The following is a 25,300-nucleotide window of genomic DNA, read 5'->3' as shown; positions in this document are numbered from 1 at the left end:
TGTGTCCGGATGTATCAGCGAAGGCCGAGCTCGTCGGTCAGCTTGTAGTCGGCGGCGAGCGCCTTGAGCTTGTCCCAGGTCGCGTCCTCGATCTCGATGCCGTTCTTGCGCCGCTCGACTTCGCGCAGATGTTCGACCTCGCCCGGATAGAACACGCCGCGGCTTCCTTCCGAGGGCGGCGTCGATTTCAGGTAGCGGGCGAAGTCGGCGACCTCCTTCTTGAAGTCGTGCAATGGACGAAACGCGGCGACGTTGAACACGGCCATGAAGCAGCCGTCGTTATGCCGGCCGGTCGGCTCGACACCGAAGCCGAGCCCGGTCAGCAGGCCGCACAGCACCTCGACCATCGCGGCAAGGCCCGAGCCCTTGTAGCCCTCGCTGCCGCCGAGCGGCAGCAGCGCGCCGCCCTTGCGGTAATCCCTGGGATCGGTGGTGTCGCGCCCATCGGCGTCGATGATCCAGCCCTTCGGGATGCTCTCGCCGCGCGCCACCGCGAGCTGGATCTTGCCGGCGGCGACCGCCGAGGTCGCCATGTCCAAATAGAACGGCGCCTCGAGATCGGACGGCACCGCGATCGAAAGCGGGTTGGTGCCGAGCCGGGCTTCGCGGCCGCCGAACGGTGCGACATGCTTCGGCGAGCGGCCGGAATCGGCGGCGGCAATCCCGATCATGCCCTCGCGCATCGCCATCATCGGGTAATGCGCGAGACGGCCGACATGGCTTTGCCGGAACACGGTGCAGGCCGCGACATTGCCGGTCTTGGCCTTGTTGATGGTCATCTCCATCGCCTTGGCATTGACGTGGAAGCCGAACCCCCAATGACCGTCGATCACGGTGGTGGTCGGGGTTTCCTGCACGACGGTCCATTTCGCGCCGGGCACGATATGGCCGGCCTTGATCCGGTCGATATAGGTCGGGATCGCGATCACGCCGTGGGAGTCGTGCCCGGCAAGGTTGGCGTTGACGCAACCGGAGGCGACGGCGCTCGCCTCCTCCTCCGATGCGCCGGCGCCTTTCAAGAGCGCTGCGCCGATGCGCGTGAGACGGTCGGCCTGGACGATCGGCATGGGAATTTCCTCGCGGTCGGCCCGCGTGATGCGCGGGTCTTGCTTGCTGTTGTCAGCCTCATGCTCTCAAAGCGCCGAGGTGCGAGCAAGGGCGGAAAATCCGGTCCGCCATACCGCCAGCAGGGTGCTGGCGGCGATGATTTCACCGAGTGGAACGGCCGCGGTCGCGATGCGGAATTTGGCGGCTCCGGCGGGCTGACCACGGCGGCCATCCGGGCCGTTCAGCGCGCCGCCTCAGGCTGACACACCAGCGTCCGTAATATCCCGGAAAATCGTCATCCGCGTTCGTCAGCCGTTTACTTTGTCCTGCAACTTGCCGGATACGCTAACCACCACTTAGGCCTATCGCGGGCAATGTTCCGCTCCAGTGTGAAGGGGGTGGCCCCGGGGCCTTCAGGAATCGTGCAGTCGAGCATCGGGCGTACATTCGCGGCGTTGAATGCCACCAACGAAGCGATCCTGTACGCAAAATCACCAGAAGAGCTGTACGGAAAGGTCTGCGAAGCCGCGTTCTCGAGCGGGAGCTTCCTGGCCGCGACCGTATTCTTGCTGGAGCCGGATACCGGTCTGCTGACCTTCGCAGCCGGTTGCGGCGAGGATGTCGCACGTCTGCGCAGGATAACCATTTCCACGATCGCCAATATGCCGGAAGGCGAGGGCGTCGCCGGGCGTGCGTTTCGCGATCAGAACGCCTGCGTCAGCAATGACTATGTCAACGATCCCCGTTCGGCGGCCTGGCGCAGCGGTGCCGCGGCGGGCGGCGTCGGCGCGGCTGCGGCGATGCCGCTGGTCTGCGGCGGGCGCAGTGTCGGCGTCTTCATGGTGACGCGCGGCGAGGTCAATTCGCTCAGCGAGGAGATCGTCTCGCTGCTGGGGCGCATCGCGGCGAACGTCTCCTATGCGCTGGACAATTTCGACCATGAGACGTCGCGCAAGAGCGGCGAGCGGGCGATGCGCCGGCTCAACCGGATGTTCGGTGCGATCAGCGCAACCAACGAGGCGATCCTTCGCGCCAAGACCGAGCACGATCTCTATCAGCGGGTCTGCGATGCCGCGGTGTTCAGCGGAAAATCCTTCGCGACTGTGGTGCTGCTGGCCGAGCCCGACACGCACTGGCTCGAGCCGGTCGCCGGCACCGGCGAGGCGATCGAGCTGATCACGCAGACGCGCTTCTCGACCGACCCGGACAATGTCTACGGCAAGGGTATCTGCGGCGAAGCGTTCCGGACCCAGCGGCCGTGCGTCGAGCGCGACATTCCGCTCTCGACGGGCTCGTCGCAGGAGCCGGCCGGCGGCGGCGGGTTGATGGCCTGCGTCGCGCTGCCGCTCACCCGGTTCGGCAGGAGCGTCGGCGTCCTGATCTTCTTCATCGGCAACTCCTGGGCGTGCGACGGCGAGATCATCGCGCTGCTGGCGGGGATCGCCGAGAACGTCTCGGTCGCGCTCGACAATTTCGGCCGCGCCACCGAGAAGGCCAGGGCCGATGCCGAGCGCGAACGGCTGTCACGGATGTTCGCGGCACTGAGTGCGACCAACGAGGCGATCATGCGCGCGCGGTCGCGGCTCGAGATGTTCGAACTGGTCTGCGCGGCGGCTGCGCATGGCGGCGGGTTCAACTCCACCAGCATTCTGATCGCGAAGCCCGGAGACGATTTCCTGGAGATGATGGCGGTCGCCGGTCCGACCGCGGAGAATGCGCGTCGCCTCAACGTCTCGCGCAGCGAGGCGCGCCCGGAGGGGCACGGCGTTTGCGGCCGGGCGTTCCGCTCGCGGCGGGCCTGCATCAACAACGATTTCCTGAGCGATGTCGCCAACAGCCCGTTCCGTGATGTGATTGACCGCGAAGATGCGCGATCAGGCGCGGCGTTTCCGTTGATCGTCGACGACGAGCCGGTCGGCGTGATGCTGTTCATCGCGGCCAAGCGCAACACCTTCTCGGCTGAATTCGCCGAGCTGCTGCAGCGGCTCGCTGACAACGTCTCCTATGCGCTCGGCAGCTTCGATCGCGCCGACGAGAAGGCGCGGACCGAAGAGCAGAAGGAACGACTGCGGCGGATGTTCGCGGCGCTGAGCGCGACCAACGAGGCGATCATGCGGGCGAAATCCCGCAGCGAGCTGTTCGATCTCGTCTGCGATGCCGCAGCCGTCGGCGGCCAGTTCATCTCGGCCACCATCAGGCTGGTGCGCCCAGGCGAGGTTTTCCTCGACAATGTGGCAGCCTCCGGCCCCGACCGGGTGCGCGCCCGCGAAGTCCAGCTGTCGGCCGACGCGACGCGTCCGGAAGGACAGACTTTGACCGGCGTTGCGATCCGGACCCGCAGGCCCTGCATCAGCAACGACTATCTGAGCGACTTCGGACCGGAATCGCATGTCTATCCGGTGGTGCGCGACAGCGGCAGCAAGTCCGGCGCGGCGCTGCCGCTGCTCAAGAACGGTGAGGCGATTGGGGCGCTGGTGTTTCTCTCCGCCGAATTCGGCACCTTCAGCCCCGAGATGATGGCGCTGTTGCAGCGGCTCGCCGAGAACGTCTCGTTTGCGCTCGCCAATTTCGACCGCGCCGACGAGAAGGCGCGGGCCGACGAGCAGAAGGAGCGGCTGTCGCGGATGTTCGCTGCGCTGAGCGCGACCAATGAGGCGATCATGCGGGCGAAGTCCCGCACCGAATTGTATCAGCTGGTCTGCGAGGCCGCCGCGACCGGTGGCAGGTTCACCTCGACCACCATCGCGCTTGCGCAGGCCGGAAGCGACTATCTGCGGATCGTCGCGATCGCGGGCCCGTCGGCCGAAGGCGCGAGCCAGGTGACGCTCTCGATCAGCGAGGCGCATCCGGAAGGGCGCGGTGCCTGCGGCAGGGCGTTCCGGTCCGGCAAGGCCTGCATCATCAACGACTATTTTGCCGATACCGAGACCGCCGCCTTCCATGAGCGGGCGCGCCTCGACGGCACGCAGTCCGGCGCCTCGTTCCCGCTGATCGTCAGCGGCTGGGTGGTCGGGGTCATGATCTTCGTCGCGACCGAGAAGGACACCTTCACGCCGGAATTCGCCGAGCTGCTGCAGCGGCTGGCCGACAATCTCGCCTTCGCGCTCGAGAGCTTCGATCGCGCCGACGAGAAGCACAAGGCCGACGAGCGCATCGAATATCTTGCCTCGCATGACAGCCTGACCAATCTGCCGAACCGCGAGACGTTCAACGAGATGCTGCGTCACGCGATCTCGGCGGCGGATCGCCATCGCCGGCAGCTCGCGGTGCTGTTCATCGATCTCGACCGTTTCAAGATCATCAACGACTCGCTCGGTCACGATGCCGGCGACATGCTGCTGGTGGCGATCGCCGAGCGGCTGCGAGGATCGTTGCGCGCGAGCGACGTGGTGGCGCGTCTCGGCGGCGACGAATTCGTGGTCATCCTGGAGGAAGCGGCCGAACGTGACGACGTCGAGCGGATTGCCGGCGATCTGCTGGTCTCGCTCAGCCAGCCGCTGCAAATCAGTGGACACGAGTGCCACACCACGGCATCGATCGGGATCGCGATGTATCCCGCCGACGGCTCCGACGTGCAGACGCTGACCAAGAATGCCGACATGGCGATGTATCTCGCCAAGGAGGACGGCAAGAACGGCTTCCGCTTCTTCTCCAACGAGGTGAGGGCGCAGTCGATCGAGCGCCTGACGATGGAGAGCGCGCTGCGGCGCGCGCTGGAGCGCAACCAGTTCTCGCTCGAGTATCAGCCCAAGGTCGACATGGCGAGCGGGCAGATCAGCGGCGTCGAGGCGCTGTTGCGCTGGACCCATCCCGAGCTCGGCAAGGTGTCGCCGGGCCAGTTCATTCCGCTCGCCGAGGAAGTCGGCCTGATCGTGCCGATCGGCCGCTGGGTGCTGAAGGAGGCCTGCGCGCAGAACATGGCGTGGCAGAACCGCGGCCTCAAGGCGGTGACCATGGCGGTCAACCTGTCGCCGCGGCAGTTCGGCGATCCCAATCTGCTCGACGACATCGACGAGGCGCTGGCGGCGAGCGGCATGTCGCCGGCGCTGCTGCAGCTCGAGGTCACCGAGAGCATGGTGATGCGCAACGTGACGCGCGCGGTCCGTGTGCTCGACGCGATCCAGAACCGCGGCATTCGCCTCGCGATCGACGATTTCGGCACCGGCTATTCGTCGATGTCGCTGATGAAGCAGTTCCCGATCGACACCATCAAGATCGATCGCTCCTTTGTGCGTGACCTGCCCGATGATTCCGAGGATGTCGCGATCGCGCAGGCGATCATCAGCATGGGCAAGGCGCTCGGCATGACCATCGTCGCCGAGGGTGTCGAGACCTCCGAGCAGCAGGAGTTTCTGCGCGCGCATGCCTGCGACGAGATGCAGGGCTTCCTGTTCAGCCGGCCGCTGCCGCCGCGCGACCTCGCCGAGCTTCTGAAGAAGGCGCCGGTGCCGACGTCGCCTTCGTTGCAGCCGACGCTGGACGACGCGGCGATCGGCAAGGCCGGGCCGGATCTAGAGCGGAAACGCGCTGTCGTCTGACGGCTGCACCGGCAGGTCGCGCACGTCGGAATCGGTCGATGCGATCTTGCGCGAGAAATCATAGGGCCACGGCAGCACGGTCTGGTCGGCCAGCGTCTGGCGCAGCACACGGGTGCCGTCGGCAAAACTCGCACCGTCGGGCAGCCGGAGCTGACGACAGCGATGGGGCGGCAGCGGACCGGCGGCATCGCGCAGCTCGAAGGCTGGTCCCCACCACCACGCCGGCGCCGGCGGCCGTTCCGGTTCCGGAATGGCGCGCCATCGCGCGAACTCGTCGGCGATGCGGGCAAATTGCAGTCTGGCGGCGGGATGCATCGAAGGCCTTTCCTCAGGGCCGAGATGATAGCATCGCCTCCACCTGGCGCAACGCGGCCATTGGCAGCCGTGCTGCCAATGTGCGCTCATGATGAGCGGACGCTACGCCGCGTGGATGCTACGTTGCGATCGGCTTCCCGCTACTTCTCCTCGACTTCGGTCGCGGTGGCCGGGCCTTCGCCCATGATCAGCAGCACGGCATCCTCGTCCTTGGCGCCGTCCCAGTGCACCTGCTTGCCGAAATGGGTGACGAAGCTTCCGGCCGGCATCGCCACCGTGCCGTGATCGGGATCGAACTTCGAGCCCGAACCGACCCACCAGGTGCCCTTGAGCACGACGATGTAACGGTCGTTGGGATGGAAATGCGGATGGCTGAAGTGATTGCCCTTGGTCCATTTGGTGTAGACCATGTAGAAGCCGGGCTTCGAGGGATCGCCGACCACGACGGCATTCTGCGCGCCGCGCGCGTCGACCGGGCTCCAGGGTATCTGGTCCGGCAGCTTGTAGGTGACGGCGGCCGGATTGAGTTCGGCTGCGGAGCTGACGCTCAGCATGCCGGCAAAGGCCAGCGGCATCATCAGGTATCGCCAGGATCGGTTCGACGCCGTCATCGGATGCTCCCAGAGTTCTCTCAGGCAACTGCTGCGCCCGTATGTCGCATGATGCTATTCGCCCTCGCTTGCATCGGGCAAGACGCCTCCACGCATGTCTGACCTCAAGATTGCGACAACGGTTCGTGACACAACGCAGTTGCAACATGAAAAACGATTTACGCCGTTGCAGACGATGATAGGTTGCGCGCCAACCAAAAGACGGGAGGATAACCTTGAAGAAGCATCTGTCGATATTGGCGGCGGGACTTGTGATCGGTGCGGCCGCGCTGCAATTCTCCACCACCGCATCGGGTGACGACGGCTGGGTCACGCTGCTCGACAGCTCAAAGAAGGGCGACTGGGATGAGGTCGGCAAGGCCAATTGGGCGATGAAGGACGGCGCGCTGGTCGCCGACAAGCTCGACGGCAAGGACCTCGCCTATCTCGTCAGCAAGACCCAATACAGGGACTTCCAGATCCGCGCGGAGTTCTGGACCGACGAGGAGGCCAACAGCGGCATCTTCATCCGCTGCGAGGGCAACAAGGCGATCGACGGCAAGGTCTGCTACGAGGTCAACATCTTCGACAAGCGGCCTGATCCGACCTACGGCACCGGCGCGATCGTCGATGTCGCCAAGGTCGATCCGATGCCGAAGGCGGCCGGCAAGTGGAACGTCTACGAGATCACGGCGCAGGGGCCGCATTTCGTCGTGACGCTGAACGGCCAGAAGACCGTCGATGCGCAGGATTCCAAGCACGCCAACGGCTATATCGCGCTCCAGTATGGTTCCGGCGTGGTCAAGTTCCGCAAGGTGCAGATCAAGCCGCTCTGACGGCGCAGATCGAGTGGAGCCCGGTCGCAGCGCGGCCGGGCTTTCTCCTGCCCGTGATGCCTATCGATCGGAAGCCTTCAGATCGCCGCCTTCGGTGCGCAAATGATGGCCGATCACGAGCCCGGTCAGGCATAGCAACAGCCCGAGCGCCGGCGGCGCAAACAGCGCCTCTTCCTGGAAGATGCCGTTGACCAACACGACCATGGTGCCGAACGCAGCCAGCCCCTGGATCAGAATTCCGGACGAGGCGTAGAGGCGCCAGGCCTTCAGCGCCATCGCAAAGAAGAAGCCAAGCGGCACCAGTGAGCCGATGCCCATCTGGTAGAGCAACACGCCGACTGCGCTCTCCACGGCACCGTCCATCGTGCCGGCCGCTTGTGCGGCGTTCCAATCGATCGAGAAGTAACCTTCGGAGAGATTGCCGCCGACGCCGAGGCCGCGGCCGATCGGGTTCTGCCGGAATCCGTCCCAGCCGCCCATGAAGCCGATCACGTGAAAGTCGCCGATCTGGAGCCCGATATGGATGGCTGCGATGGCGTACACCACGAGCCCGACCAACGCGACGGCAAGGGTGATGGTGGCGCCGAACAGCCAGGTTGCCGTCCAGGCGAGGGCCACGAAGATGACGAGGATGAGCGCACCCTTGACGCTGCAAAAGATCAGCAATGGGATCGCGGCCAGTGCCAGCCAGCGATAGCCGACCGCGAACAGAAACAGGATCGAGAAGGCGATCCCGTAGCCGAAGCTGATCGGGCTCATATTCGGCCCGAAGATGCGCAGAATCGACGACAGTCCGAGTTCCTCGAACAACGGGCTGTTGAGAAAGCTGAAGCGAAAGCGGTCGATCAGATCCACCGGAACGTAGCCGGTTTGGCGCATCTGGGCTTCCCAGGATCCGGAGCGGGTCGCCTTCAGCTCGTCGAAGTGCCAGAACGTGTAGCCGTTGGTAATGGTGAGCCAGAAATCGCGAAATAGCAGTTCGACATAGCCACAGACGATCAGCAGCACGCCGACGGTCACCAGGAACGGCGTGACGCGAATCTCGAAGGTTGCGGCGGTCAGCAGCGAAAGCTGAAACAGGAACAGCGGAAACGCAATGTTGCGCAGATAGACGAGCGATGCATGCGCGTCCTGCGTGGCACCGAGCAGGAAATACCCTCCTACGACCGCGAGGGTCATCAGCCCCCATCTCATGATCCGGTCGATCTCGGGCGAATGCTTGCGCTCGCGCAGCAAGTACAACGCCAGCGTGACCAGCCACATCACAGCGCAGATGAGGAAGTTGTAGCCCTTGACGAAATCCATCTCCTGCTCGGTCGTCATGTAGGACGACAGGATCGAGACGAAGAGGTTCTGGAAGAAGATGATGAAGATGGCGATCGACGGCGCATAGGCCGGTGCCGCGAGCACGATCGCGCACCCGATCAGGCTTTCGACGGCGATCGCGAGTCCGGCATTGGCCGCCTGCATGATCGGCGCGAACGCGATCGATGCCACGGCGATGCCGAGGGCAGGAATCAGGTCGCCGGCCAACAGCGGCCGCGGGGCTATCTCTGCTCGCACAGGCTCTGACCTAAAATGCCGAACGTGCGGGGGTACCGCGTGCCCGCATCGTCGATCTAGCCGCGCATTGTGTAAGAACCGGTTAACCAGATCGCCTAGCGGGTTCCGAGCAGCGCCTTCAGCGCGTCGCGGTCGACCTTGCCGGTGGCCGCGTCCGCCAGGCCAAAGCCCTGCGACAGTTCCCAATGGGCCCAGCCCCAGCATTGTTGCCGGGCATAGGCCGTGACGCCGGCGAGCCAGCGCAATCTGCTGTCGCGCGGGGCCCCGGCCTTGAGCACCCCGAACTCGTTGATGATGATCGGGCGGGAATATTGCCGCTGCCAGGCGGCGGCGGGCGCGAGCCATTGGTCGATGCCGCGGTCGGGCGTGGCGCGGTCGACCATTGCAAGCGCCTTGGGCTTGTTCAGCGCGGTGAGCTGCTCGCGCAGCTGCTGAACCTTGGGATCATCGGCGTGGAGCGGATAGGGCAATCCGGTGACGTCGTGCAGCGGCTGATTCGGATCCCAATGCGCCTGATGGGTGAACACCATCGGATCGTAGAAATGGATGGCATAGACGACGTTAGGATCGTCGAGCGGCGTGAAGCCCGGCAGCGAGTCCGCGCGCTGCCAGTTGACCGGTCCCGTGATCAGGGTGGTCTGCGGCAGCAGGCCGCGAATGAAGCCGGCCAGCTCCCGGACTTCGCTCCGCCACTGTGCGGCATCGACCTCCGGCTCGTTCAGCAATTCCGCAAACACACGATCGGACGGATAGCGCTGCATGATGTGCGCGAGTTCGGTCCAGGCGCTCTTCATTTCGCTCATCGCGGCGGGCGGATCGTCCCTGTGCAGCGGGTTGAAGCGCTGGCCCGAATGCAGGTCGATCGACACGACGTAGCCGAGCGCGAGCAGGGTCTTCAGCGCGGCATCGACGGTGTGTAGCCGGCCGTCGATCTCCGCTTTGGTGGCGAAGCGCGGCATGACGAAGTCGGCAGGCACCGGCAGCCGGATATGGGTCAAGCCGGCCTTGCGCAGCTCGACCAGCAGGCTGCGCGGCGGCGCCAATCGCGGATCGGTAATCCAGCCGTCGGCATTGACGCCTTGCGACAGTGCCTTGAGCCGGTCTGCCGGAACGCCTTCGATCAGGGCGGGGCAGGCCCGCGCGGCAACCGACAGCAGAATGGATGCGGCGGCGATGATGGCGGGGATGGCTAGCCGGCGCATGGGACGATCAACTCGCGTTCGCTGGCGCAGGAGCGGAGCGCAAGGCGGCGCGGCTGGCGCACCGCTCACGCATATTGCTTGTCGCCTTGCTGACTCGCAGCGGTGGACTGGAGCTCGTTGAGAACGACACCGGCAAGCTTTCGCTCGGCGCCGCCGAGTGCCGTGATGATGTCTTCCATCGACGCGTTGATGTCGCGATCCACCGGCAGTGCTGCGATCAGCCCGTCGGCCATGTCGAACAGCTGCCGTTCGTCCGCAGCCCACGGCATCGCCGGTCCGTCCAGGATCACGAGGTCATGGCCACCGGCGGAGCGCGTCTGCGCGATCGCCTTCCGGATTGCCGCGGTGGAATTGCCCTCGATCGCCGGCAGGATCGCGATGCCGTTCGCGGTGTTGACGGCGCGCGACGCCTTGCTGCCGATGGTGAGCCAGTCGAGCCGGCTCGGCTTGCCCTGCACGGGATGGCCGACCCTGTCGGTCAAGGCGTGGACGGCGGCGTCCGCATCGATCAGCAGGACGCGGGCGCCGTCGCGCGCGGCGACCAGCGCGATGTTGAGCGCGACCACGCTGCGATCGGAATCGTCGGCGGTGCCGATCACGGCCAGCACGGGGACGCTGCTCGGCGCCATCCGCGTCGCCAGCGCCGCATGGATCTGCCGCATCGTGTTGGAGAACGGCCCGAGCGCGGAGCTGGTGCGCAGAGTCGGCCAGCCGAACCGCGTGACATCGACGAGGCTGTCGCCGCTCAGGATTCCGCCAAGCGTGCGCATCACGTCGGATTCCTGCAGCTCGGCGATCAGCGGCTTCTCGATCACCGGCGTGTCGATACTGCCGGCGGCCGGCTGGACCGGCACGGGCGGGGTCGACACGGGCGGCTTGACCTTGGCGATCAGGGGTTGTCGTTCCGGCGCCGGATCCTGTTTCGGCTGCAGCTTGGGACGGATCGGATCGGCACCGGGCGCCAGCTGACGGGCGGCCACGATCCACGCCGCGGCGGCGAGCCCGCCGAACATGAAGCCGATCATTGCGAGCAGGCTCATCGCGGGCGGGAAGGTGCGCTGCTGCGGGATCGTGGCATCGCCGATCACGCGCGCGCTAGAAGTGTTGAGGCTCTCCTGCTCCTCGGTCTCGCGCGAGCGCTTGAGGAAGGACTGGTAGACGTCGCGGCTGGCGTCGACCTCGCGCTCGAGCTCGCGCAGCCGCACCGAGGCCTGGCTCATCTGCACGCTCTGACGCTTCTGAACGTCCAAGGCCTTGTTGAGCGAGGCCTCGTAGTCACGAGCCCGGGTCAGATTGTTCTTGGCGGCCAGCGCAACGCGGTCGACCTCTTCCTTGATGGTGCGGCGCAGGTCCTCGACCTGCTGCTCGACCTTGCGCAGATCCGGGTGACGTGGCCCAAGCTCGCCCTGCATTTCCGCCAGCCGCTTTTTCGCATCGGCATATTGCGAGCGCAGATTGGCGATGGTCGGCGACTGCACCGCTTCGGGGATCGCGCCGGGGTCGGCCGTGCCGCGGCGGGTGGCCTCGATCTGGTCGTAGCTGGCTTGCGCATCGAGGGTCTGGGCCCGCGCGGCGGCCAGCCGCTGGTTGCCGCCCGAGAGCTGCTGGTCGGTGAGCAGGTTGTCCTGCGAGCCGACGAAATTGTTCTGCGCCTTGTAGGTCGCGAGTGCCTCTTCGGAATTGCGCAGGCGCTGCTGCAGCTCTTTCAGCCGGCCGGACAGGTCGCGGGTGGCGCGCCGCGCGGCATCGGCCTGCGACCGCTTGGACTCGGTGAGATAGGCCTTGGCGATCGCATTGGAGAGCATCGCCGCCTTGACCGGATCGTGCGACCACACGTCGATGTCGACGATGAAGGTACGATCGGTCTTCTTGACGTTGATGTGGCGGTTCAACGTGTCGAGCGTATTCATCTCGATCTGCTGTTGCTGTTCCGCCGTCGTTCGCGGCTCGATGCCGAACAGACCGAGCAGCGAGGCGAGCAGGCCCTTGCTGGCGGCGCCGCCGCCGAACTCGGGATCCCTGACGAGGTTGGTGTCGCGGATCACCTGCAGCAGCACATTGTTGGACGTGATCAGGCGCGACTGGCTTTCGACCACCATCGACAGGCCGGAGACGTCCTGGGCGCGCGGGGTCAACTCGCGCTCGACGAGCTGCAGCTCGCGCGGATCGACATAGAGCTGGGCGCCTGCGGTGTATTTCGGCGTCAGGCTCTTGCCGATCGCAACCGCGATGCAGGCGCAGAGCAGGGCAGCCGAGGCGATCGCGACCTTGCGTTCCCACAACAGCCGGATCAGCTCGAGCACGTTGAAGCCGGCCGGGCTTGCGGCCCGGCGCGGCTCCGGTTTGGCCCGGTCTATCGGCTGGTCATAGCTAAGCATCGACCCCAGCTTCCGTCTGAATGGCCGCACGCATCGGCTGAGGAGCACTTTTTCGGGCCACGCTACGCGCACAAGAAATCGCGGAAAAAACGCAACACGAAAAATTAACCATACTCATTCGCCGACTATTCACCAGAAAGGCAAACAAAGGGTTTAAGCACGGGCGCATCGGAACGCCTCCGCCATGGTCAGAACAGGGACATTGCGCCGCGCCGCTGCCTCCAGCGCGTAAGTCATGAGGTCGGGCGTGCAGCCGTAAAGGCTCGGCGCGTCGGCGACGTCGTGGCTGTAGAAAATTAACCAGCCGTTCATGTTTACCGCCTCGGCGAAGGCCAGGTCGATCCGCTCGCGTGACATCTGCCGGTCGATCAGCGGCACGGCGCGGAGGAATTGCAGGTCGACCTCGCCGCTGTTCACGCCGGGCACGATGCTGCGGCAGGTCAGGAATTCGGACTTCAGCTGCTGCTTCCGTGCGTAGGAGCCGTAGCCGAACGGGTAGGCGAAGGTCTCGACCGGCATGGTCGGATCGAGCGAGTGGAAATAGGTGCGGTTGCGCGCGATCTCTGCTGCCAGCGAGGTCTCGTCGAGATCGCAGGCGCGGCGGTGCGAAAAGGTGTGGCAGCCGACCTCGTGGCCGCGGCGATGCAGCGAGACGACGTCATCGGAGCTGCCGGTGGTCCAGTCCGGCGCGTCGAGCCCGACCAGGCCGCCCGACACGTAGAATGTGCCGCGGGCGCCGTAGGATTCCAGAATGTCGGCGCCGAACGTCGCCGCGCTCTTCGGAAGATCGTCAAACGTGAAGGTCACCATCGGCGTGGCATTGTTCAGGCGGAAGCGCTCGACCTGCACATGCATCGCCAGCCGGTGGCTGACCTTGACCCTGGCCTCCGACCACAATGCGTTCATCAGGCGAGCTTTCGCAGGATCACATGATAGTCGCCGTGCCGGACGTCGATCTTGCCCGGCAGCACCGTGTTCATCATCTTCGCGGCCGCATCGACTGCCGCGGCCAGCAGCGGCTTGCGCCGGCGCATCTCGGGATAGCGCGGGCTCTCGTATTTCTTCCGGTAGATGACCTGCAGTCCGCGGCCGGCCACGAACGCTTCGAGCTTGTCCAGCGTGACCAGCGGATGGAAATGAGTCGGGAACGGTGCCTCGCCGGGCAGCCCGGCATTCTTCTCGCCGCGGACGTGGCGGTAGAACCAGACGTGAAACCAGTGCGGCGAATACTTGGTGACGATACCCGACAGCGACTTCGGGTTCGGCGCGCCGATCAGCAGCAGGCCGTTCGGCTTCAGTGCTTCGCAGAACCCGCCGAGCACGGCATCCACATCGGGGATGTGCTCGATGACGTTGTAGCAGATGATCAGGTCGAAGCGCTGCGGCGGGAAGCGATAGGTCTGGAGGTCGCCGAGGATGGCTTCCTGCGCATAGTCGTTGTTGCGGATCTGGTCTGCGTCGATGTCGACCACAGTCACATGCGCGCGCCGCAGCACGCCGAGCGGCAGATAGCTGGTCGAGCCGCCGCCGGCCTCGTAGATCGCAAGCGGTCCGGCCGGCAGCCGGGCCTCGAGGATGCTGTGAACCGTGAGCAGGCTCTGCTTGGCCTCGCCGGGCGGCAGAGCGAGCAGCGATTCCGGGTGGATTTCAGCGGGGACGGGCATCGAGAACTCGGCGAGCGGGGCAGGACGCGTAGCGAGCGCGAGGGATTTCGTCATTGGTTCATCCAATGTTGCTGTTTGCGAGTTTGGTGCGGAACATGGCGATGCCCCGCTTCAGCCGGCCGCGCAGTCGCGCGATGTCGAACAGCCAGCAGAGCGCGGCGTAGACGAAGAGCCCTGTGCCGATCAGCACGATGCAGGCGGGGAGATCGGCAAGATCCAAGGCACGGTCCAGCGCGGCGACGGTCAGCGCCATCGCGAGCGCGGCGATGACGATCAAAGCGAGGCGGCCGAGCGGGATCGGAATCCGGAAGGCGAAGCGGCTCAGGAACAGGGCGCAGGCAAAGCCCGTGACGTCGGCGCCGAGGCGCGCCCAGGCCGCGCCGATCGTGCCGTAGAGGCTCACCAGCCCGTAGGACAGGATCACATTGGCCGCGATGATCGAGGCGGTGTTGATCAGATAGAAGGAGTTGCGTCCTGACAGCAGGAAGCTCGCATGCAGATATTGCTGCGTCAGCACCTGGAACAGCACGGCCGCTGCGATGATCGGCATGATCTCGCCGGCGAGCGCGCGGAAGTCGGCGCCGAGGATGACGTTGGCGACATGCGGGGCGATCAGGGCAAAGCCGAGACAGGCCGGCAGCGTGACGCCGGCCAGCAGCTCGAGACAATCGGCAAGATGGGTCCTGATGGCGGCCGAGGCATCGCCGTGCCGGGCCTGGATCTGCACGGCCATCGGAAAGAAGGCCGCGGCCATGCTCATCGCGGGCATCATCAGGGTCTGGCGAACCAGATCCAGCGCCGCGACATATTTGCCGGCGTCGGCCGTACCGATCAGGTTCGCGATCATGAAGCGGTCGGTCACGCTGGAGATCGCCAGCAAGGTCAGCGACAGGGTCAGCGGCAGGCCGGCGCGGGCGAGCGACCACAGATCGTTGCGGCCGAAATTGATCATGGTGCCGCGCCATGCGCTGCGCGACTGGACCAGCACGGCGATGAGATAGGCGGCGCCGGCCGCGAGCAGCAGCGTGACGCCGGTCGGGCTGGCGGTTGCGACGACGACACCAAGGCCGAGCAGGGCAGCCGCGCGGACCAGCGTTGCCTTCATCACCGAGAGCGCCTTCAGCCTGGCTCGCAGCAGGTCCTGCGTCAGCTCGAACAGGCCGATCGCAATCGCGAGCGCGACGGCGGCCAGCGCAGCGGTCGCATCAAGCCCGACCAGACGCGCCAGCAAATAGGCCAACGGCGCGACGAGGCAGGAGATCAGATAGCCCGACGCCACCAGGCCGCGGACGTCGGTGTCGTCGTTGCGGGCATGACCGCTCAGGATCAGGTTGCGAAACCAGCCGACCAGGAAGACGGAGATGACGGAGGCGAAGCCTGTGCCCAGCAGGTAGACACCATAGTCATGCGGCGCGAACAGCCGCGTGAAGACGAACACGCTCAGTAGCCCGAGCAGCGCCGATAGCACGTTGGCGGTCAGGTTGATGCTGGCCTGTCCGATCAGCATGATGCGGCAAGCTCCACCGGCTTTGCGGCCGCCGACGATGCCAGGATGGCGTCGCTCTCGGCCACGACCTCACGAATGGTCGCGACCGGCGTCCCCGAGAAGGACGCGATCGAGAACGCGACGTCGTCCCTGTTGGCGCGCAGCAGCAGCCGGGTGAGCTCGTCCTTGCTCAAGGTCGGATCATCCCAGTAGCTGACGCATTGCGTCTTCGGCACCACGGAGTGGCGCAGCGCGGACGCCTCGTCGTTTTCGACGAAGAAGCCGTACAGCAGGTATTCGGAGAATTCGCGGGTCCGGCACAGAGCCTCGATCCAGCTCATGCCGGTGACGGCCTCGATGCGCTCGGCCAGCGCGGTTGTGGTCTGCTTGTCCCAGAAGATGATGTGCCCGATGAAATCCGGCGCCGGGAACGGCGGTGTTGGCAGGCCGATCAACTGGTGGCTGGTCTCGAGCCAGCGGGAATGGCGCGGCTGGTCGGCGGTGACGGCGTCGGCCATCTTCAGCAGGGGGATCGTGTTCGGATACTGGAAACGCGCCAGATCGAAATCGCGGAAGAACACGATGTCGGAATCCAGGATGCAGAACCGCTCATAGGGCAGCGAGATCGTCGCCGCGATCTTCAGGATCTGCTGCACGTGCCAGCCGTTCACCGGCTTGGCGCGCAGCGACCACCAGAACTGGCGGCGCTTGCGCTGGATCATGCGCGGCAGCGGACGCAGCCAATCGGGCAGGAACGACGACGCCGGAATGATGATGCGGCGTTCGCTGGCCAGCGGCGCGAACAGCGACAGGTCGCAATCCGGAACCAGCAGATAATGCCTGGAGAAGGACGTGACGTGGCGATCCACGCTTTCGCAAAGCAGCGTGCAGATTTCCAGATCGCGCCCATAGGTCGGGGTCAGCAACGCGACAGGGTTCATCTCGTAACTCTCTCCGGCGACACCGTTTCAGGGCGGAACATCGTGACCGCCAGACTTGTCCTGAACCCCAGTTCAGCAAGATCGGTGCCGGAGCGTCTTGACCGCCTTGCCGGCGACCCTGATGGTTAAGGAATGGTAAATGGCGGCTTGCCGTGACCATTAGTGAATCAGAAACAACTGGCCGGCTGCGCGATTTTGACGCTGGATCGGGAAGTTGCCCGGATATTGCAAGGCTCAGGTCGTGAATGCCGACGCGGTCGGCGCAGGTGGGGGCGGATGCAGATTCTGTGGCATTTCCGATCGGCAATCGGCGCGGGCGAACGGTGGGTCGTATTGCCAATCCATTTCGAGACAGTCTCGCCGCCGGCGCTGTGCGTTTTTGGCACGTGCGCCGCGTGCCAGCCGGCAGGAGCATGCGATGCCGACTGATCACGGAATCACACGTCGCCGTGCCCTTGCAGTCGCCGCGCTGGCGCTCGGTGGACTGCCGGCCGCGCGGGCCGCACCGTCAGCGCAACTCGGCGCCAATTCGGCACGGTTTGCCGGCGCGTTCGTCAATTGGGGCGAGACCGGCCGCGAGCGCATGCTGCAGGCCTGGGAGACATGGCTCAATCGGCCGCGCTCGTCGGTGCTCGGCGTCGACTTCTACGGCCAGAGCAGCTGGGACGACTTTCACAAATTGGATTGGGTGCCGGGGCTGTGGAAGAAGCTCAATCCGACGCGCAATCTGGTGTGGTCGGTGCCGCTCACCATGTCAGGCACGCCACTCGCCGATGTCGCCGGCGGCGCGCATGATGCCGAGTTCGACGCGGCCGCGCACGCGATTGCGGAGGCTCATCCGAAGGCGTTCATCCGGCTCGGCTGGGAGATGAACATCTCCAGCATGGGCTGGTTCGCGCGGGGATACGAGGACGAGTACATTCAGGCCTTCCGCCATGTGGTCGCGATCTTCCGCACGCGCTCCAACGGCTTCAAGTTCGACTGGTGTCCGGGCTGGGGACTTCAGGACATGCCGGCCGACGAGGCCTATCCCGGTGATGACGTCGTCGATACGATCGGCCTCGACGTCTACGATTTCAAATCGGAAACCAGTGCGGCGGAGCGCTGGACCAATTCCTATCTCAAGGCGCCCTACGGCCTTGAATGGCACCGCGCGTTCGCGGCGATGCACGGCAAGCTGATGAGCTATCCGGAATGGGGCGTCGGCCAAGCCGGCGACAATGCGTTCTTCGTGCAGCAGATGCACGATTGGTTCGCGGCCAATCAGGCTGCGATCGCCTATGCGGCCTATTTCGATGTCGACGGCCTGTGGCCGACGCAGATCGACAACGGCCAGTTTCCGGAATCCGCGAGCCTGTTCCGGAAACTATTTGCGGGCTGACTAGCTACATCCATTCGCGCAAGCAAAAGCCCGGTCCATGCTCTGACAGACCGGGCTTCGTCGTTTCGCATTGCTGCGTCAGGCGGCCTTGGTGTTGGTCAGCAAGGTGAGGCCCATCTTCAGCTTGTCCTGCAGCGTGCGCTGCGCGAGGCAGGTGAACAGGCAGAGCTTGTCGCAGGCGATGGTCTCCTTGCGGCGCGCCTGCGCTTCCTCGCCGTACCAGATCTTGCGGGCGGTCTGGGTGCGGACGTTGCCGATCGGCTTGAAGAACCAGCACACTTCGAGGCGGCCGTCGGAGCGGATGAAGTAATTCCGCATGCCGACGCGGCAGGGCATCACTTCCTTCGGCGCCTTCTCGCGGCGGAAATGGTTCGGCCAGGCCCGCAGCACGGCCTCGCCGTTGAGGATCGGCGCGCCGGCGCGCTTCAAGCGCAACAGCTCGTCGCGCACCTTGATCAGATCGTCGAGCTCGCTCTCGCCGATCCACAGCTCATCCTCGACTTCCTGGGTGCCCTGCTCGACCGGCTGGAAGCTCAGCGCGGTGGCGCCGATCTCCTGGATCCAGTCGACCATTTCAGGCAGGCGGCGAAAGTTCAACTTGTGCACGACCGGCTTGATGATGATCGGGAAGTCCAGCCCTTCGGCACGGCGCTGCGCGGCGACGTTGCGGATGCCCTGCACGATATCGGTCAGCGAGTTCTCCACGCCGCGCGAGTAGTTGTGGATCGTGGGGTCGGTGGAATCGATCGAGATGTTGATGTTGAACGGACGCGCCTCGACGGTTTGCACCACGATCTTCTTGTTGAGATAGGCGCCGCCATTGGTAGTGACGCCCCAGTGGATGTCGTTGTCGCGGCAGAACCGCAAGAGGTCGAGAAAGCCCTTCTTGATGTAGGGCTCGCCGCCGGCGAACTCGACATGATAGGCGCCGATGAATTCCTTCAGGCTGGCGAGCGCGCGCTGCCATTCTTCGATCGACATCTCGTCGCGATAGTTCGGGCGGCGCCAGTAGTCGCAGTAGCGGCATTTGTAATTGCAGCGCTCGACCACCTCCGCGAAGATCGCAGCCGGGCGCGTGACGTCGCGGCCGGTACGCAAATAGAGCTCTTCCGAGAGGGCGTTGCGGACATGCTTGGTGCCGAGCGAGACGAGGTCGAGCGCTTTCAAGGTGAACCTCAGGCAGTGTTTTGCGTTGTTGCGATCAGGTCGATCGTAGATTTATGGGTCGATCAGCAAATTGGATGCCAGTTAAAGCGCGAAGCACACCGCAGGAGTGCGTGCCGGCTCTTAACCCTAAAGGTTCGCTAACGGCGTGGCGCCGATCGCGAAAGCGAGGCTGTCGCGCGAGGTTATTGCAGCAAAATCCCTTCGCTAGACTTCAAATTAACCTTGCGACGAAGTCGCGGTAACGCGCATCGCGCCTGGAGCGGATTTTGCCATGTGCTCGCCGTAACGTGCGCTCGGCGCCCGTATTGCCGCCTGCTTCGGTCACTTTGGGACGGTCATGTCCCATTCTGATCTGTGCTGGGATGATGCGTGCGTCGCGGACCGCGATTGCCAGGAGGGCATGGAGATGTCGACCGAGCCTGCTGTAGCCGACCGCGCCTGGGTCACGACCTCGCCGGCGCTCGATTGCTCCATCGAGACCGTCATTTGCATTCCGAGCTTCCGCCGGCCCAAGCACCTGCGGCTGACGCTGGAATCCATCGCAGCTCAGCGCACCGAACGCAGCTTCGCCGTCGTCGTGGTCGAGAACGATGCCGCGCATTGTGAGAGCGCGCCGGTCGCGGCCGAGTTTCTCAACTCCGGTAGGCTTCGCGGCGCCTGCATCGTCGAGCCTCGCCAGGGCAATTGCCAGGCGATCAACGCGGCGTTCGAAACCGCGCTCGAGACCTTCCCGAACGCCCGCAATTTCCTGATGATCGACGACGACGAGGTCGCCTCGCCGGATTGGCTGGAGCGGATGGTGCAGGCCGCCGAAACCTCCGGCGCCGAGATCATCGGCGGGCCGGTGTGGCCTGACTTCGACGACGCGCACAAGGGCGGCCTCAAGCGCCATCCGGCGTTCGCGCCGGCCTATCATGCCAGCGGTCCGGTCCCGGTGATCTATGGCTGCGGCAACTGCCTGATCCGCCGCGCCGTGTTCGAGCGGCTCGGACAGCCTGCGTTCGACCTGCGCTTCAACTTCCTCGGTGGCGGCGACCACGATTTCTTCGCGCGAGCGCGCCGTGCCGGCTTCCGCTTCTTCTGGGTGACCGAGGCTGTGATCAACGAAACCGTGCCGCAAAGCCGTACCAATCTCGGCTGGATCGTGCGGCGCGGCCTGCGGATCGGCGCGATCAACTATCACATCGAGCGCAAGGCGGCGCAGACGATGTGGTCGCGCGCGGTCGTCAAAGCAAAGATGTTCGGCCTGGTGCCGTTCTCGCTGTATCGCTTCACCCGCATCGTCTTGCGCGAGCAGCAAGCCGTGATCGCGATGCATCCGATGGTGGTCGCCGTCGGCAGCGCGCTTGCGGTGCTCGGTATCGAGCCGCAGCCCTACGCGGCTTCGAAGATCGCCTCGTGAGCGAGTTGTCCGTCACCGCTGAGAGCCGGGCGCTGGTGGCCGACATCGCGCGCCGGCCGGTGATGGACATCGTCCGCTGCGCATTCTTCATCGGCATTCTGCTGCTGGTTTGGATCTCGCTGCATCCGTTCGAGGATTTGAGCGGCTTCTATGTCGGCGAGGTGACGTCGGGCAGGGAGGCATTTCTCTACGGGCTGTTCGGCGTGCTGATGGTTGCGATGCTGGCGCTCACAGCGCGCGACAATCTTCCGGCACTGAAATCCCTGATGACGCCGGCCTTCCTGCTGTTCGGGGCCTGGATTTGCGTAACCGTCGTGTTCGCGTTCGATCCGGCCACCTCGCTGAAGCGCCTGGCGCTATCGGTGTTCGTCATCGTGGTGACCGCGACGCTGCTGCTGCTGCCGAAGTCGCAGGGCGAATTGATGCGCTGGTTCAGCATTGCCGCGCTGGTCCTGCTCGTGACCTGTTTTCTCGGCGTCTTCCTGGCGCCGCATTTGTCGATCCACCAGGCGACCGATCCGCAGGAGCCGGCGCTTGCTGGCAACTGGCGCGGCGCGTTCGGCCACAAGAACGTCGCGGCCGCGATGATGGCGATGCTGATCTTCCTCGGCATCTATCTGGTGCGGGCCGGCGGTTGGCTGTCGGGGATCGCCGTGACCACGCTTGCCGCGGTATTCCTGTTCTTCACTGCCGGCAAGAGCGCGATCGTGCTCTGCGTCGCCGTGCTGATGCTGACGTCGCTGATGCCGGTGATCCGCTCGCGCTGGGGCCGCGCGCTGCTGCTGCTGACGCCGCTGCTGCTGCTCAATCTGCTCAGCGTCGGCACCGTCATGAGCGACACGCTGGATGCGATCGCCAATTTGCTGCCGCTTGACACCTCCTTCACCGGCCGCGCCGACATCTGGGCGTTTGCGCTCGACTCGCTGCACCAGCGACTATGGACCGGCTATGGCTTCGAGTCATTCTGGGGTACCAACGCGATCCAGAACCTGCAGGAAGGCAAGGAGTGGGCCGGTTACGCCTCGCACAGCCATAATGGCTATCTCGACACTGCGCTCGGCACCGGCCTGCCGGGCCTCGTGCTGCTGATCGCGGCTGTCGTCATCAAGCCGCTGCGCGACTTCCAGGCCGCCGATCTCGGCGGCAATGACGCGCCGCTGACGCTGCTGTTCCTGCGCATCTGGCTGTTCGGGCTCTATCTGTCGTCGATGGAGAGCTTCTTCCTCGACCGCGCCGATACGATCTGGGTGACGTTCCTGATCGCGGTGTTCGGGTTGCATTATCTCGCCCGGTTCCGGATGCGGGCGTGAACGTGGTCTACAGTTGGGCGCGGACCGCGTTGGCGACGTCGGTCCACCAGCCGTCGAAATCGAACGGCACGTGCACGGTCGGCCGCTTCAGGGCCGTGACGATGCGGTCGGCGTAAGCCGCGCTGTCGGCATCGCGCGGCACCAACAAGATGGCGCCGCGGTCGATCAATTCCTTGAAACGCGGATGATGGTCGAACTCGTCCGGCAGCGCCGGGCCGGTGACGATCAGCGGCCGGCCAGACTGCACGCAGGCCAGAATGCTCGACCGGCGCGCGGTGAGGCCCTCGTCGAGCGGGTAGCAGAACACGTCGGTCTCGCCGAGCAGTCCGAACACCTCGTGGTCGGAGGCGACATAGCCCGACACGATCACATCGCCCTTCAGCCCGAGCTCGGCGACCCTTGCATAGAATTTCTGTTCGATATTGTCGGTGCCGCGGATGAAGGAGCCTATATAGACGATCAAGGGTTGCAGGCCGCGCTGCTTGAGGATCGCGCCGATCTCGAGCAGCCCGTTCGGCTGCTTGCCCGGATAGATCGAGCCGAAATGCCCGACGATCAGCTGGCCGTCGCTACGGGCGCGGACGAGCCGCTGCAGCAGCATCGAATCGGCGAAGCCGGCAGGCGCCGCGATGTTCGGCGGCAGCGGCGCCAGCACGCATTTCCGCACCATGCCGCGCATGATCCGGTCGTCGGCGAGCTCGCGGCGCACCAGCGGGGAGAACATCACGATGGTGTTGGCGAGCCACAGCGCCGGGATATAGGTCAGCCGGCGGATGCCGTTGAGGCCGGCCCATTCGTGCTGGATCAGCACGACCTTGCGGCGCCGCAGTCGGGCTAACAGCAGCGCGAGCAACGGCCGCGCGATCACGCGCTTCCAGGCCACGATCGGGAAGTTGCAGATCACCGCGTTGGCGTTGCCGACCGCATGCCAGATCTCGGCGATCGTGCCGTCAGCCTGGGTCAGGGTTAACGCGGTGCTGGCGCCGGGCTCGATCTTCTCGATCGTCTCCTGCAACAGGCGAGTGAATTGCCCGACGCCGCAGTGCATTTGCGGCCCGGCGCCGAGGAACAGCGCACGATATCGGGGTGGTTCAGTCATTCAGTCCTGTCGGCCACGGCGGCCGGCTCCGGAAACGTCGCGGTTAGCCATATCGGCGAGACATTAGCGTTGGGTAACCCCGCGCGCATACGCGACGGCACCGTTCTTGCCAATCCCTGCTCAAGAGCTGCCCGCTCGTCCCGGAACGGGACATCGGATGAAGCGAAACGGCGCAGCAGCCAGGAGCGCGACCATGACGACAGGCAAGATCTTCGCGAATTGGGATGACAACCATTCCAGGCTCTGGAGCCATCGGCCGATCCGGCTCGAGCACACAATGCATCAGCAGCCGGCGTTCTCGATGGACGATCTTGCGAAGCTGATCGAGCACTATCCGCGGGAGCACTACAGCCTGGTCAAGACCGGCGCCAAGGGATCGAGCCGGGTCTGGCGCGAGGGTGAGATCGGCCAGCTGCGCGGCCACCAGGTGATCGAGGCGATCTCGCGCGGCGGCCTGTGGCTCAACCTGCGCAACGTCACGGCGGTCGATCGCCGCTACCGCGACATGATCGAGCGGATGTTCGGCGAGATCGCAGAAAAGGTCCCCGGCTTCGATGCGCCGACCCATCAGGCCGGCATCCTGATTTCCTCGCCCGACGCCCAGGTCTATTACCACGCCGATCTGCCGGGGCAGGGTCTGGTCCAGATCGCCGGCCGCAAGCGGGTCTACATCTATCCCAACACGCAGCCGTTCATCCGGCCCGAGCATCTGGAGAACATCGCGCTGTTCGACGTCGAGGTCGATATCCCCTACGAGTCCTGGTACGACTGGCATGCGCAGGTGATCGATCTCGAGCCCGGCCAGATGCTGAACTGGCCGCTCAATGCGCCGCATCGGGTCGAGAACCTCGACACCGTCAATATCTCGATGACGATCTCCTATGTGAACGACGACATCCGCCGCGCCCAGATCCTCCATCTTGCCAACGGCATGCTGCGTCATCGCTTCGGCTACGCGCCGCGCAGCCGCAGCATCCGTGGCCCGACCTTCTTCGCCAAGCAGGTGATGCAGAAGCTGCTGCGCGACGGCAAATGGGTGAAGCGCGAGCGCGCGGTGCGCCGCCCGATCGACTTCCGCCTCGATGAGAGCGACCTCGGCAAGATCGTCGATCTGCCCAGGGTGGCGTTGGAGGCGGCGTAAGCGGGCTTGCCGGTTGCAGGTGCTGACATGACAGTCTTGACGAGCGCGGTTGAGAAATTCGGGGCGCGGGTCGCTACCTATGCGGTCGGCTATCGCGTCGAACTGGTTTCTGATTGGGCGCAGGCCGCCGCACGCTGGGGTGCATTCGAACCGCTGACCGCGTTCCAGCATCCGCAATGGTATGCGTCGTGGTACCGGGCTTTCGCGTCGACCGACGGGGTCGAGCCGCTGATCGCAGTCGTCAGCGATGCCGCGACCGGTGAACGAGCCGCGCTGTTGCCGTTGATCCTGCATCGGCAGGGCAGCCTTCGGATCGTCGAATTCGCCGATCTCAACCTCACTGATTTCAACGCGCCGCTGCTTGGTCCGGCCGCGCCGCGCGACGACGTTGCTGCATGGCAGTTCTGGCGCGACCTGCAGGCCGCGCTGCGCCATGTGCCCGGCGGAGCCGATCTGGTTCGCTTCCGCAAGATGCCGCTCAAGCTCGCGGGCCGCCCCAATCCGCTGGCGCAGCTCGACGATGTCGGACCGTCGGTCGTCAACGGCAACTGCCTGACCATCGGCGACGACCACAACGCCTGGCGCTACGAGCTGGACCGCAAGGTTCGCAAGGAACTGGGACGGAGCTGGCGCGTGTTCACACGCGAACGGTCGGCGGCATTCAGGGTTGCGGCGGATACCGATGAGGCGTTGCAGCTGCTGTCCGTCACGGAAGTGCAGCAGGGCGCGCGGCTGAATGGTCTTGGGCTCAACTACGTGCTCGGCAATGCCGACTGCACCGCGTTCTATCGCGACCTTGTGCGCGAAGGCACCTCGCGCGGCTATGCGGTGATGACCGCGCTCACCACCAGCGACGAGGTGGTGGCGACGCTGCTCGGCGTCCGCACCGGGTCGCGCTACGTCATGATCCGTGTCAGCAATGCCGGGGAGAGATGGTCGGTGTGCTCGCCGGGCCGGCTGATCATCGATCGTACCATCGAAGCGCTGCACAAGGATGGTGTGCGGGAGTTCGAATTCTCGATCGGCAATTACAGCTACAAGCGGCGGTTTGGAGCGCAACGCACGCCGCTGGTCGATATCGGTGCCGCCTTGAGCTGGCGCGGCCGGCCGCACGCGCTGCGCGATCGCGCCGTGCTGGCGCTGCGTCACTATCCGAAGCTTTCAGCGCGGCTGAAGCAGGCGCTCGGCAAGGCGACGCCGACGCGCGAAGATGATTGAGGCAAAGGGGGCGGCGCGCCGC

At 65.1% G+C, this 25,300-nt stretch carries 19 protein-coding genes; 7 read left to right on the top strand and 12 right to left on the bottom strand.

The window, feature by feature from the left end:
• Positions 1-14 precede the first annotated feature (14 nt).
• Positions 15-1,067, bottom strand: coding sequence for an Ldh family oxidoreductase (locus tag JQ616_RS01965; RefSeq protein WP_212011818.1), 1,053 nt, complete (start codon positions 1,065-1,067; stop codon positions 15-17).
• A 402-nt stretch (positions 1,068-1,469) separates the two neighbouring features.
• Between JQ616_RS01965 and JQ616_RS01960 the strand changes: the two genes are divergently transcribed.
• Positions 1,470-5,585, top strand: coding sequence for a bifunctional diguanylate cyclase/phosphodiesterase (locus JQ616_RS01960; RefSeq protein ID WP_212011817.1), 4,116 nt, complete (start codon positions 1,470-1,472; stop codon positions 5,583-5,585).
• On the opposite strand, the gene JQ616_RS01955 is transcribed toward JQ616_RS01960, so the two are convergent.
• Both JQ616_RS01955 and JQ616_RS01950 read right to left on the bottom strand, forming a co-directional pair.
• On the bottom strand, positions 5,559-5,900 hold the full coding sequence (locus JQ616_RS01955) for a hypothetical protein (protein ID WP_212011816.1): 342 nt from the start codon (positions 5,898-5,900) through the stop codon (positions 5,559-5,561). The two genes, JQ616_RS01960 and JQ616_RS01955, sit on opposite strands and share 27 nt — an antisense overlap.
• Positions 5,901-6,040: 140 nt before the next feature.
• Complete coding sequence (locus JQ616_RS01950) at positions 6,041-6,511, bottom strand: cupin domain-containing protein (protein WP_249136326.1); 471 nt, start codon at positions 6,509-6,511, stop codon at positions 6,041-6,043.
• A gap of 215 nt (positions 6,512-6,726) precedes the next feature.
• Here JQ616_RS01950 and JQ616_RS01945 point away from each other — a divergent pair, with 215 nt between their 5' ends.
• The gene (locus tag JQ616_RS01945) at positions 6,727-7,326 is read left to right on the top strand and encodes a 3-keto-disaccharide hydrolase (RefSeq protein WP_212011815.1); all 600 of its coding nucleotides are present in this window, start codon (positions 6,727-6,729) and stop codon (positions 7,324-7,326) included.
• A gap of 60 nt (positions 7,327-7,386) precedes the next feature.
• Here JQ616_RS01945 and JQ616_RS01940 read toward each other — a convergent pair whose 3' ends face one another.
• The 7 genes from JQ616_RS01940 to JQ616_RS01910 all read right to left on the bottom strand — a co-directional run bounded on the left by JQ616_RS01940 (position 7,387) and on the right by JQ616_RS01910 (position 16,560).
• On the bottom strand, positions 7,387-8,889 hold the full coding sequence (locus JQ616_RS01940; RefSeq protein ID WP_349629940.1) for a hypothetical protein: 1,503 nt from the start codon (positions 8,887-8,889) through the stop codon (positions 7,387-7,389).
• Between the two features lie 95 nt (positions 8,890-8,984).
• The gene (locus JQ616_RS01935; RefSeq protein ID WP_212011814.1) at positions 8,985-10,091 is read right to left on the bottom strand and encodes a glycoside hydrolase family 5 protein; all 1,107 of its coding nucleotides are present in this window, start codon (positions 10,089-10,091) and stop codon (positions 8,985-8,987) included.
• 65 nt (positions 10,092-10,156) lie between these two features.
• The gene (locus JQ616_RS01930) at positions 10,157-12,469 is read right to left on the bottom strand and encodes an exopolysaccharide transport family protein (RefSeq protein WP_212011813.1); all 2,313 of its coding nucleotides are present in this window, start codon (positions 12,467-12,469) and stop codon (positions 10,157-10,159) included.
• A gap of 153 nt (positions 12,470-12,622) precedes the next feature.
• Positions 12,623-13,375: a polysaccharide deacetylase family protein gene (locus JQ616_RS01925; RefSeq protein ID WP_249136325.1), complete on the bottom strand. Its 753-nt coding sequence runs from the start codon at positions 13,373-13,375 to the stop codon at positions 12,623-12,625.
• Complete coding sequence (locus tag JQ616_RS01920; RefSeq protein WP_212011812.1) at positions 13,375-14,187, bottom strand: class I SAM-dependent methyltransferase; 813 nt, start codon at positions 14,185-14,187, stop codon at positions 13,375-13,377. Before JQ616_RS01920 ends, JQ616_RS01925 begins: the two co-directional genes overlap by 1 nt.
• 4 nt (positions 14,188-14,191) lie before the next feature.
• Positions 14,192-15,640, bottom strand: a complete 1,449-nt coding sequence (locus JQ616_RS01915) for a lipopolysaccharide biosynthesis protein (protein WP_212011809.1) — start codon at positions 15,638-15,640, stop codon at positions 14,192-14,194.
• Entirely contained in the window at positions 15,634-16,560 is a 927-nt protein-coding gene (locus JQ616_RS01910; protein WP_212011807.1) for a DUF6492 family protein, read from the bottom strand. Before JQ616_RS01910 ends, JQ616_RS01915 begins: the two co-directional genes overlap by 7 nt.
• Positions 16,561-16,978: 418 nt before the next feature.
• Between JQ616_RS01910 and JQ616_RS01905 the strand changes: the two genes are divergently transcribed.
• Positions 16,979-17,941 carry a hypothetical protein gene (locus JQ616_RS01905; protein WP_212011805.1) on the top strand — a complete coding sequence of 321 codons (963 nt, stop codon included), beginning with the start codon at positions 16,979-16,981 and terminating at the stop codon, positions 17,939-17,941.
• 78 nt (positions 17,942-18,019) lie between these two features.
• Here the strand turns inward: JQ616_RS01905 and JQ616_RS01900 are convergent, their stop codons facing one another.
• Positions 18,020-19,108 (bottom strand): radical SAM protein, encoded by a 1,089-nt coding sequence (locus JQ616_RS01900; protein WP_212011803.1) that lies wholly within the window; start codon positions 19,106-19,108, stop codon positions 18,020-18,022.
• 406 nt (positions 19,109-19,514) lie between these two features.
• Between JQ616_RS01900 and JQ616_RS01895 the strand changes: the two genes are divergently transcribed.
• Positions 19,515-20,510, top strand: a complete 996-nt coding sequence (locus tag JQ616_RS01895; RefSeq protein WP_249136324.1) for a glycosyltransferase family 2 protein — start codon at positions 19,515-19,517, stop codon at positions 20,508-20,510.
• The gene (locus tag JQ616_RS01890) at positions 20,507-21,820 is read left to right on the top strand and encodes an O-antigen ligase family protein (RefSeq protein WP_212011801.1); all 1,314 of its coding nucleotides are present in this window, start codon (positions 20,507-20,509) and stop codon (positions 21,818-21,820) included. Before JQ616_RS01895 ends, JQ616_RS01890 begins: the two co-directional genes overlap by 4 nt.
• A 7-nt stretch (positions 21,821-21,827) precedes the next feature.
• Here JQ616_RS01890 and JQ616_RS01885 read toward each other — a convergent pair whose 3' ends face one another.
• Positions 21,828-22,919: a glycosyltransferase gene (locus JQ616_RS01885; RefSeq protein WP_212011799.1), complete on the bottom strand. Its 1,092-nt coding sequence runs from the start codon at positions 22,917-22,919 to the stop codon at positions 21,828-21,830.
• Between the two features lie 193 nt (positions 22,920-23,112).
• Between JQ616_RS01885 and JQ616_RS01880 the strand changes: the two genes are divergently transcribed.
• Entirely contained in the window at positions 23,113-24,060 is a 948-nt protein-coding gene (locus JQ616_RS01880) for a cupin-like domain-containing protein (protein ID WP_212011797.1), read from the top strand.
• Between the two features lie 27 nt (positions 24,061-24,087).
• Complete coding sequence (locus JQ616_RS01875) at positions 24,088-25,278, top strand: GNAT family N-acetyltransferase (RefSeq protein WP_212011795.1); 1,191 nt, start codon at positions 24,088-24,090, stop codon at positions 25,276-25,278.
• Positions 25,279-25,300: the final 22 nt, after the last annotated feature.

It is taken from the genome of Bradyrhizobium tropiciagri, assembly GCF_018130545.1.
Classification (GTDB): Bacteria; Pseudomonadota; Alphaproteobacteria; order Rhizobiales; family Xanthobacteraceae; genus Bradyrhizobium; species Bradyrhizobium tropiciagri_A.
This window is presented reverse-complemented; position numbering and strand designations above follow the sequence as displayed.

Bases quoted from the DNA above. Each gene is read 5' to 3' on its own strand.
- JQ616_RS01965 (WP_212011818.1), bottom strand. From the start codon at position 1,067: ATGCCGATCGTCCAGGCCGACCGTCTCACGCGCATCGGCGCAGCGCTC.
- JQ616_RS01955 (WP_212011816.1), bottom strand. From the start codon at position 5,900: ATGCATCCCGCCGCCAGACTGCAATTTGCCCGCATCGCCGACGAGTTC.
- JQ616_RS01950 (WP_249136326.1), bottom strand. From the start codon at position 6,511: ATGACGGCGTCGAACCGATCCTGGCGATACCTGATGATGCCGCTGGCC.
- JQ616_RS01935 (WP_212011814.1), bottom strand. From the start codon at position 10,091: ATGCGCCGGCTAGCCATCCCCGCCATCATCGCCGCCGCATCCATTCTG.
- JQ616_RS01930 (WP_212011813.1), bottom strand. From the start codon at position 12,469: ATGCTTAGCTATGACCAGCCGATAGACCGGGCCAAACCGGAGCCGCGC.
- JQ616_RS01925 (WP_249136325.1), bottom strand. From the start codon at position 13,375: ATGAACGCATTGTGGTCGGAGGCCAGGGTCAAGGTCAGCCACCGGCTG.
- JQ616_RS01920 (WP_212011812.1), bottom strand. From the start codon at position 14,187: ATGACGAAATCCCTCGCGCTCGCTACGCGTCCTGCCCCGCTCGCCGAG.
- JQ616_RS01915 (WP_212011809.1), bottom strand. From the start codon at position 15,640: ATGCTGATCGGACAGGCCAGCATCAACCTGACCGCCAACGTGCTATCG.
- JQ616_RS01910 (WP_212011807.1), bottom strand. From the start codon at position 16,560: ATGAACCCTGTCGCGTTGCTGACCCCGACCTATGGGCGCGATCTGGAA.
- JQ616_RS01905 (WP_212011805.1), top strand. From the start codon at position 16,979: ATGCCGACTGATCACGGAATCACACGTCGCCGTGCCCTTGCAGTCGCC.
- JQ616_RS01895 (WP_249136324.1), top strand. From the start codon at position 19,515: ATGTCGACCGAGCCTGCTGTAGCCGACCGCGCCTGGGTCACGACCTCG.
- JQ616_RS01885 (WP_212011799.1), bottom strand. From the start codon at position 22,919: ATGACTGAACCACCCCGATATCGTGCGCTGTTCCTCGGCGCCGGGCCG.
- JQ616_RS01880 (WP_212011797.1), top strand. From the start codon at position 23,113: ATGACGACAGGCAAGATCTTCGCGAATTGGGATGACAACCATTCCAGG.
- JQ616_RS01875 (WP_212011795.1), top strand. From the start codon at position 24,088: ATGACAGTCTTGACGAGCGCGGTTGAGAAATTCGGGGCGCGGGTCGCT.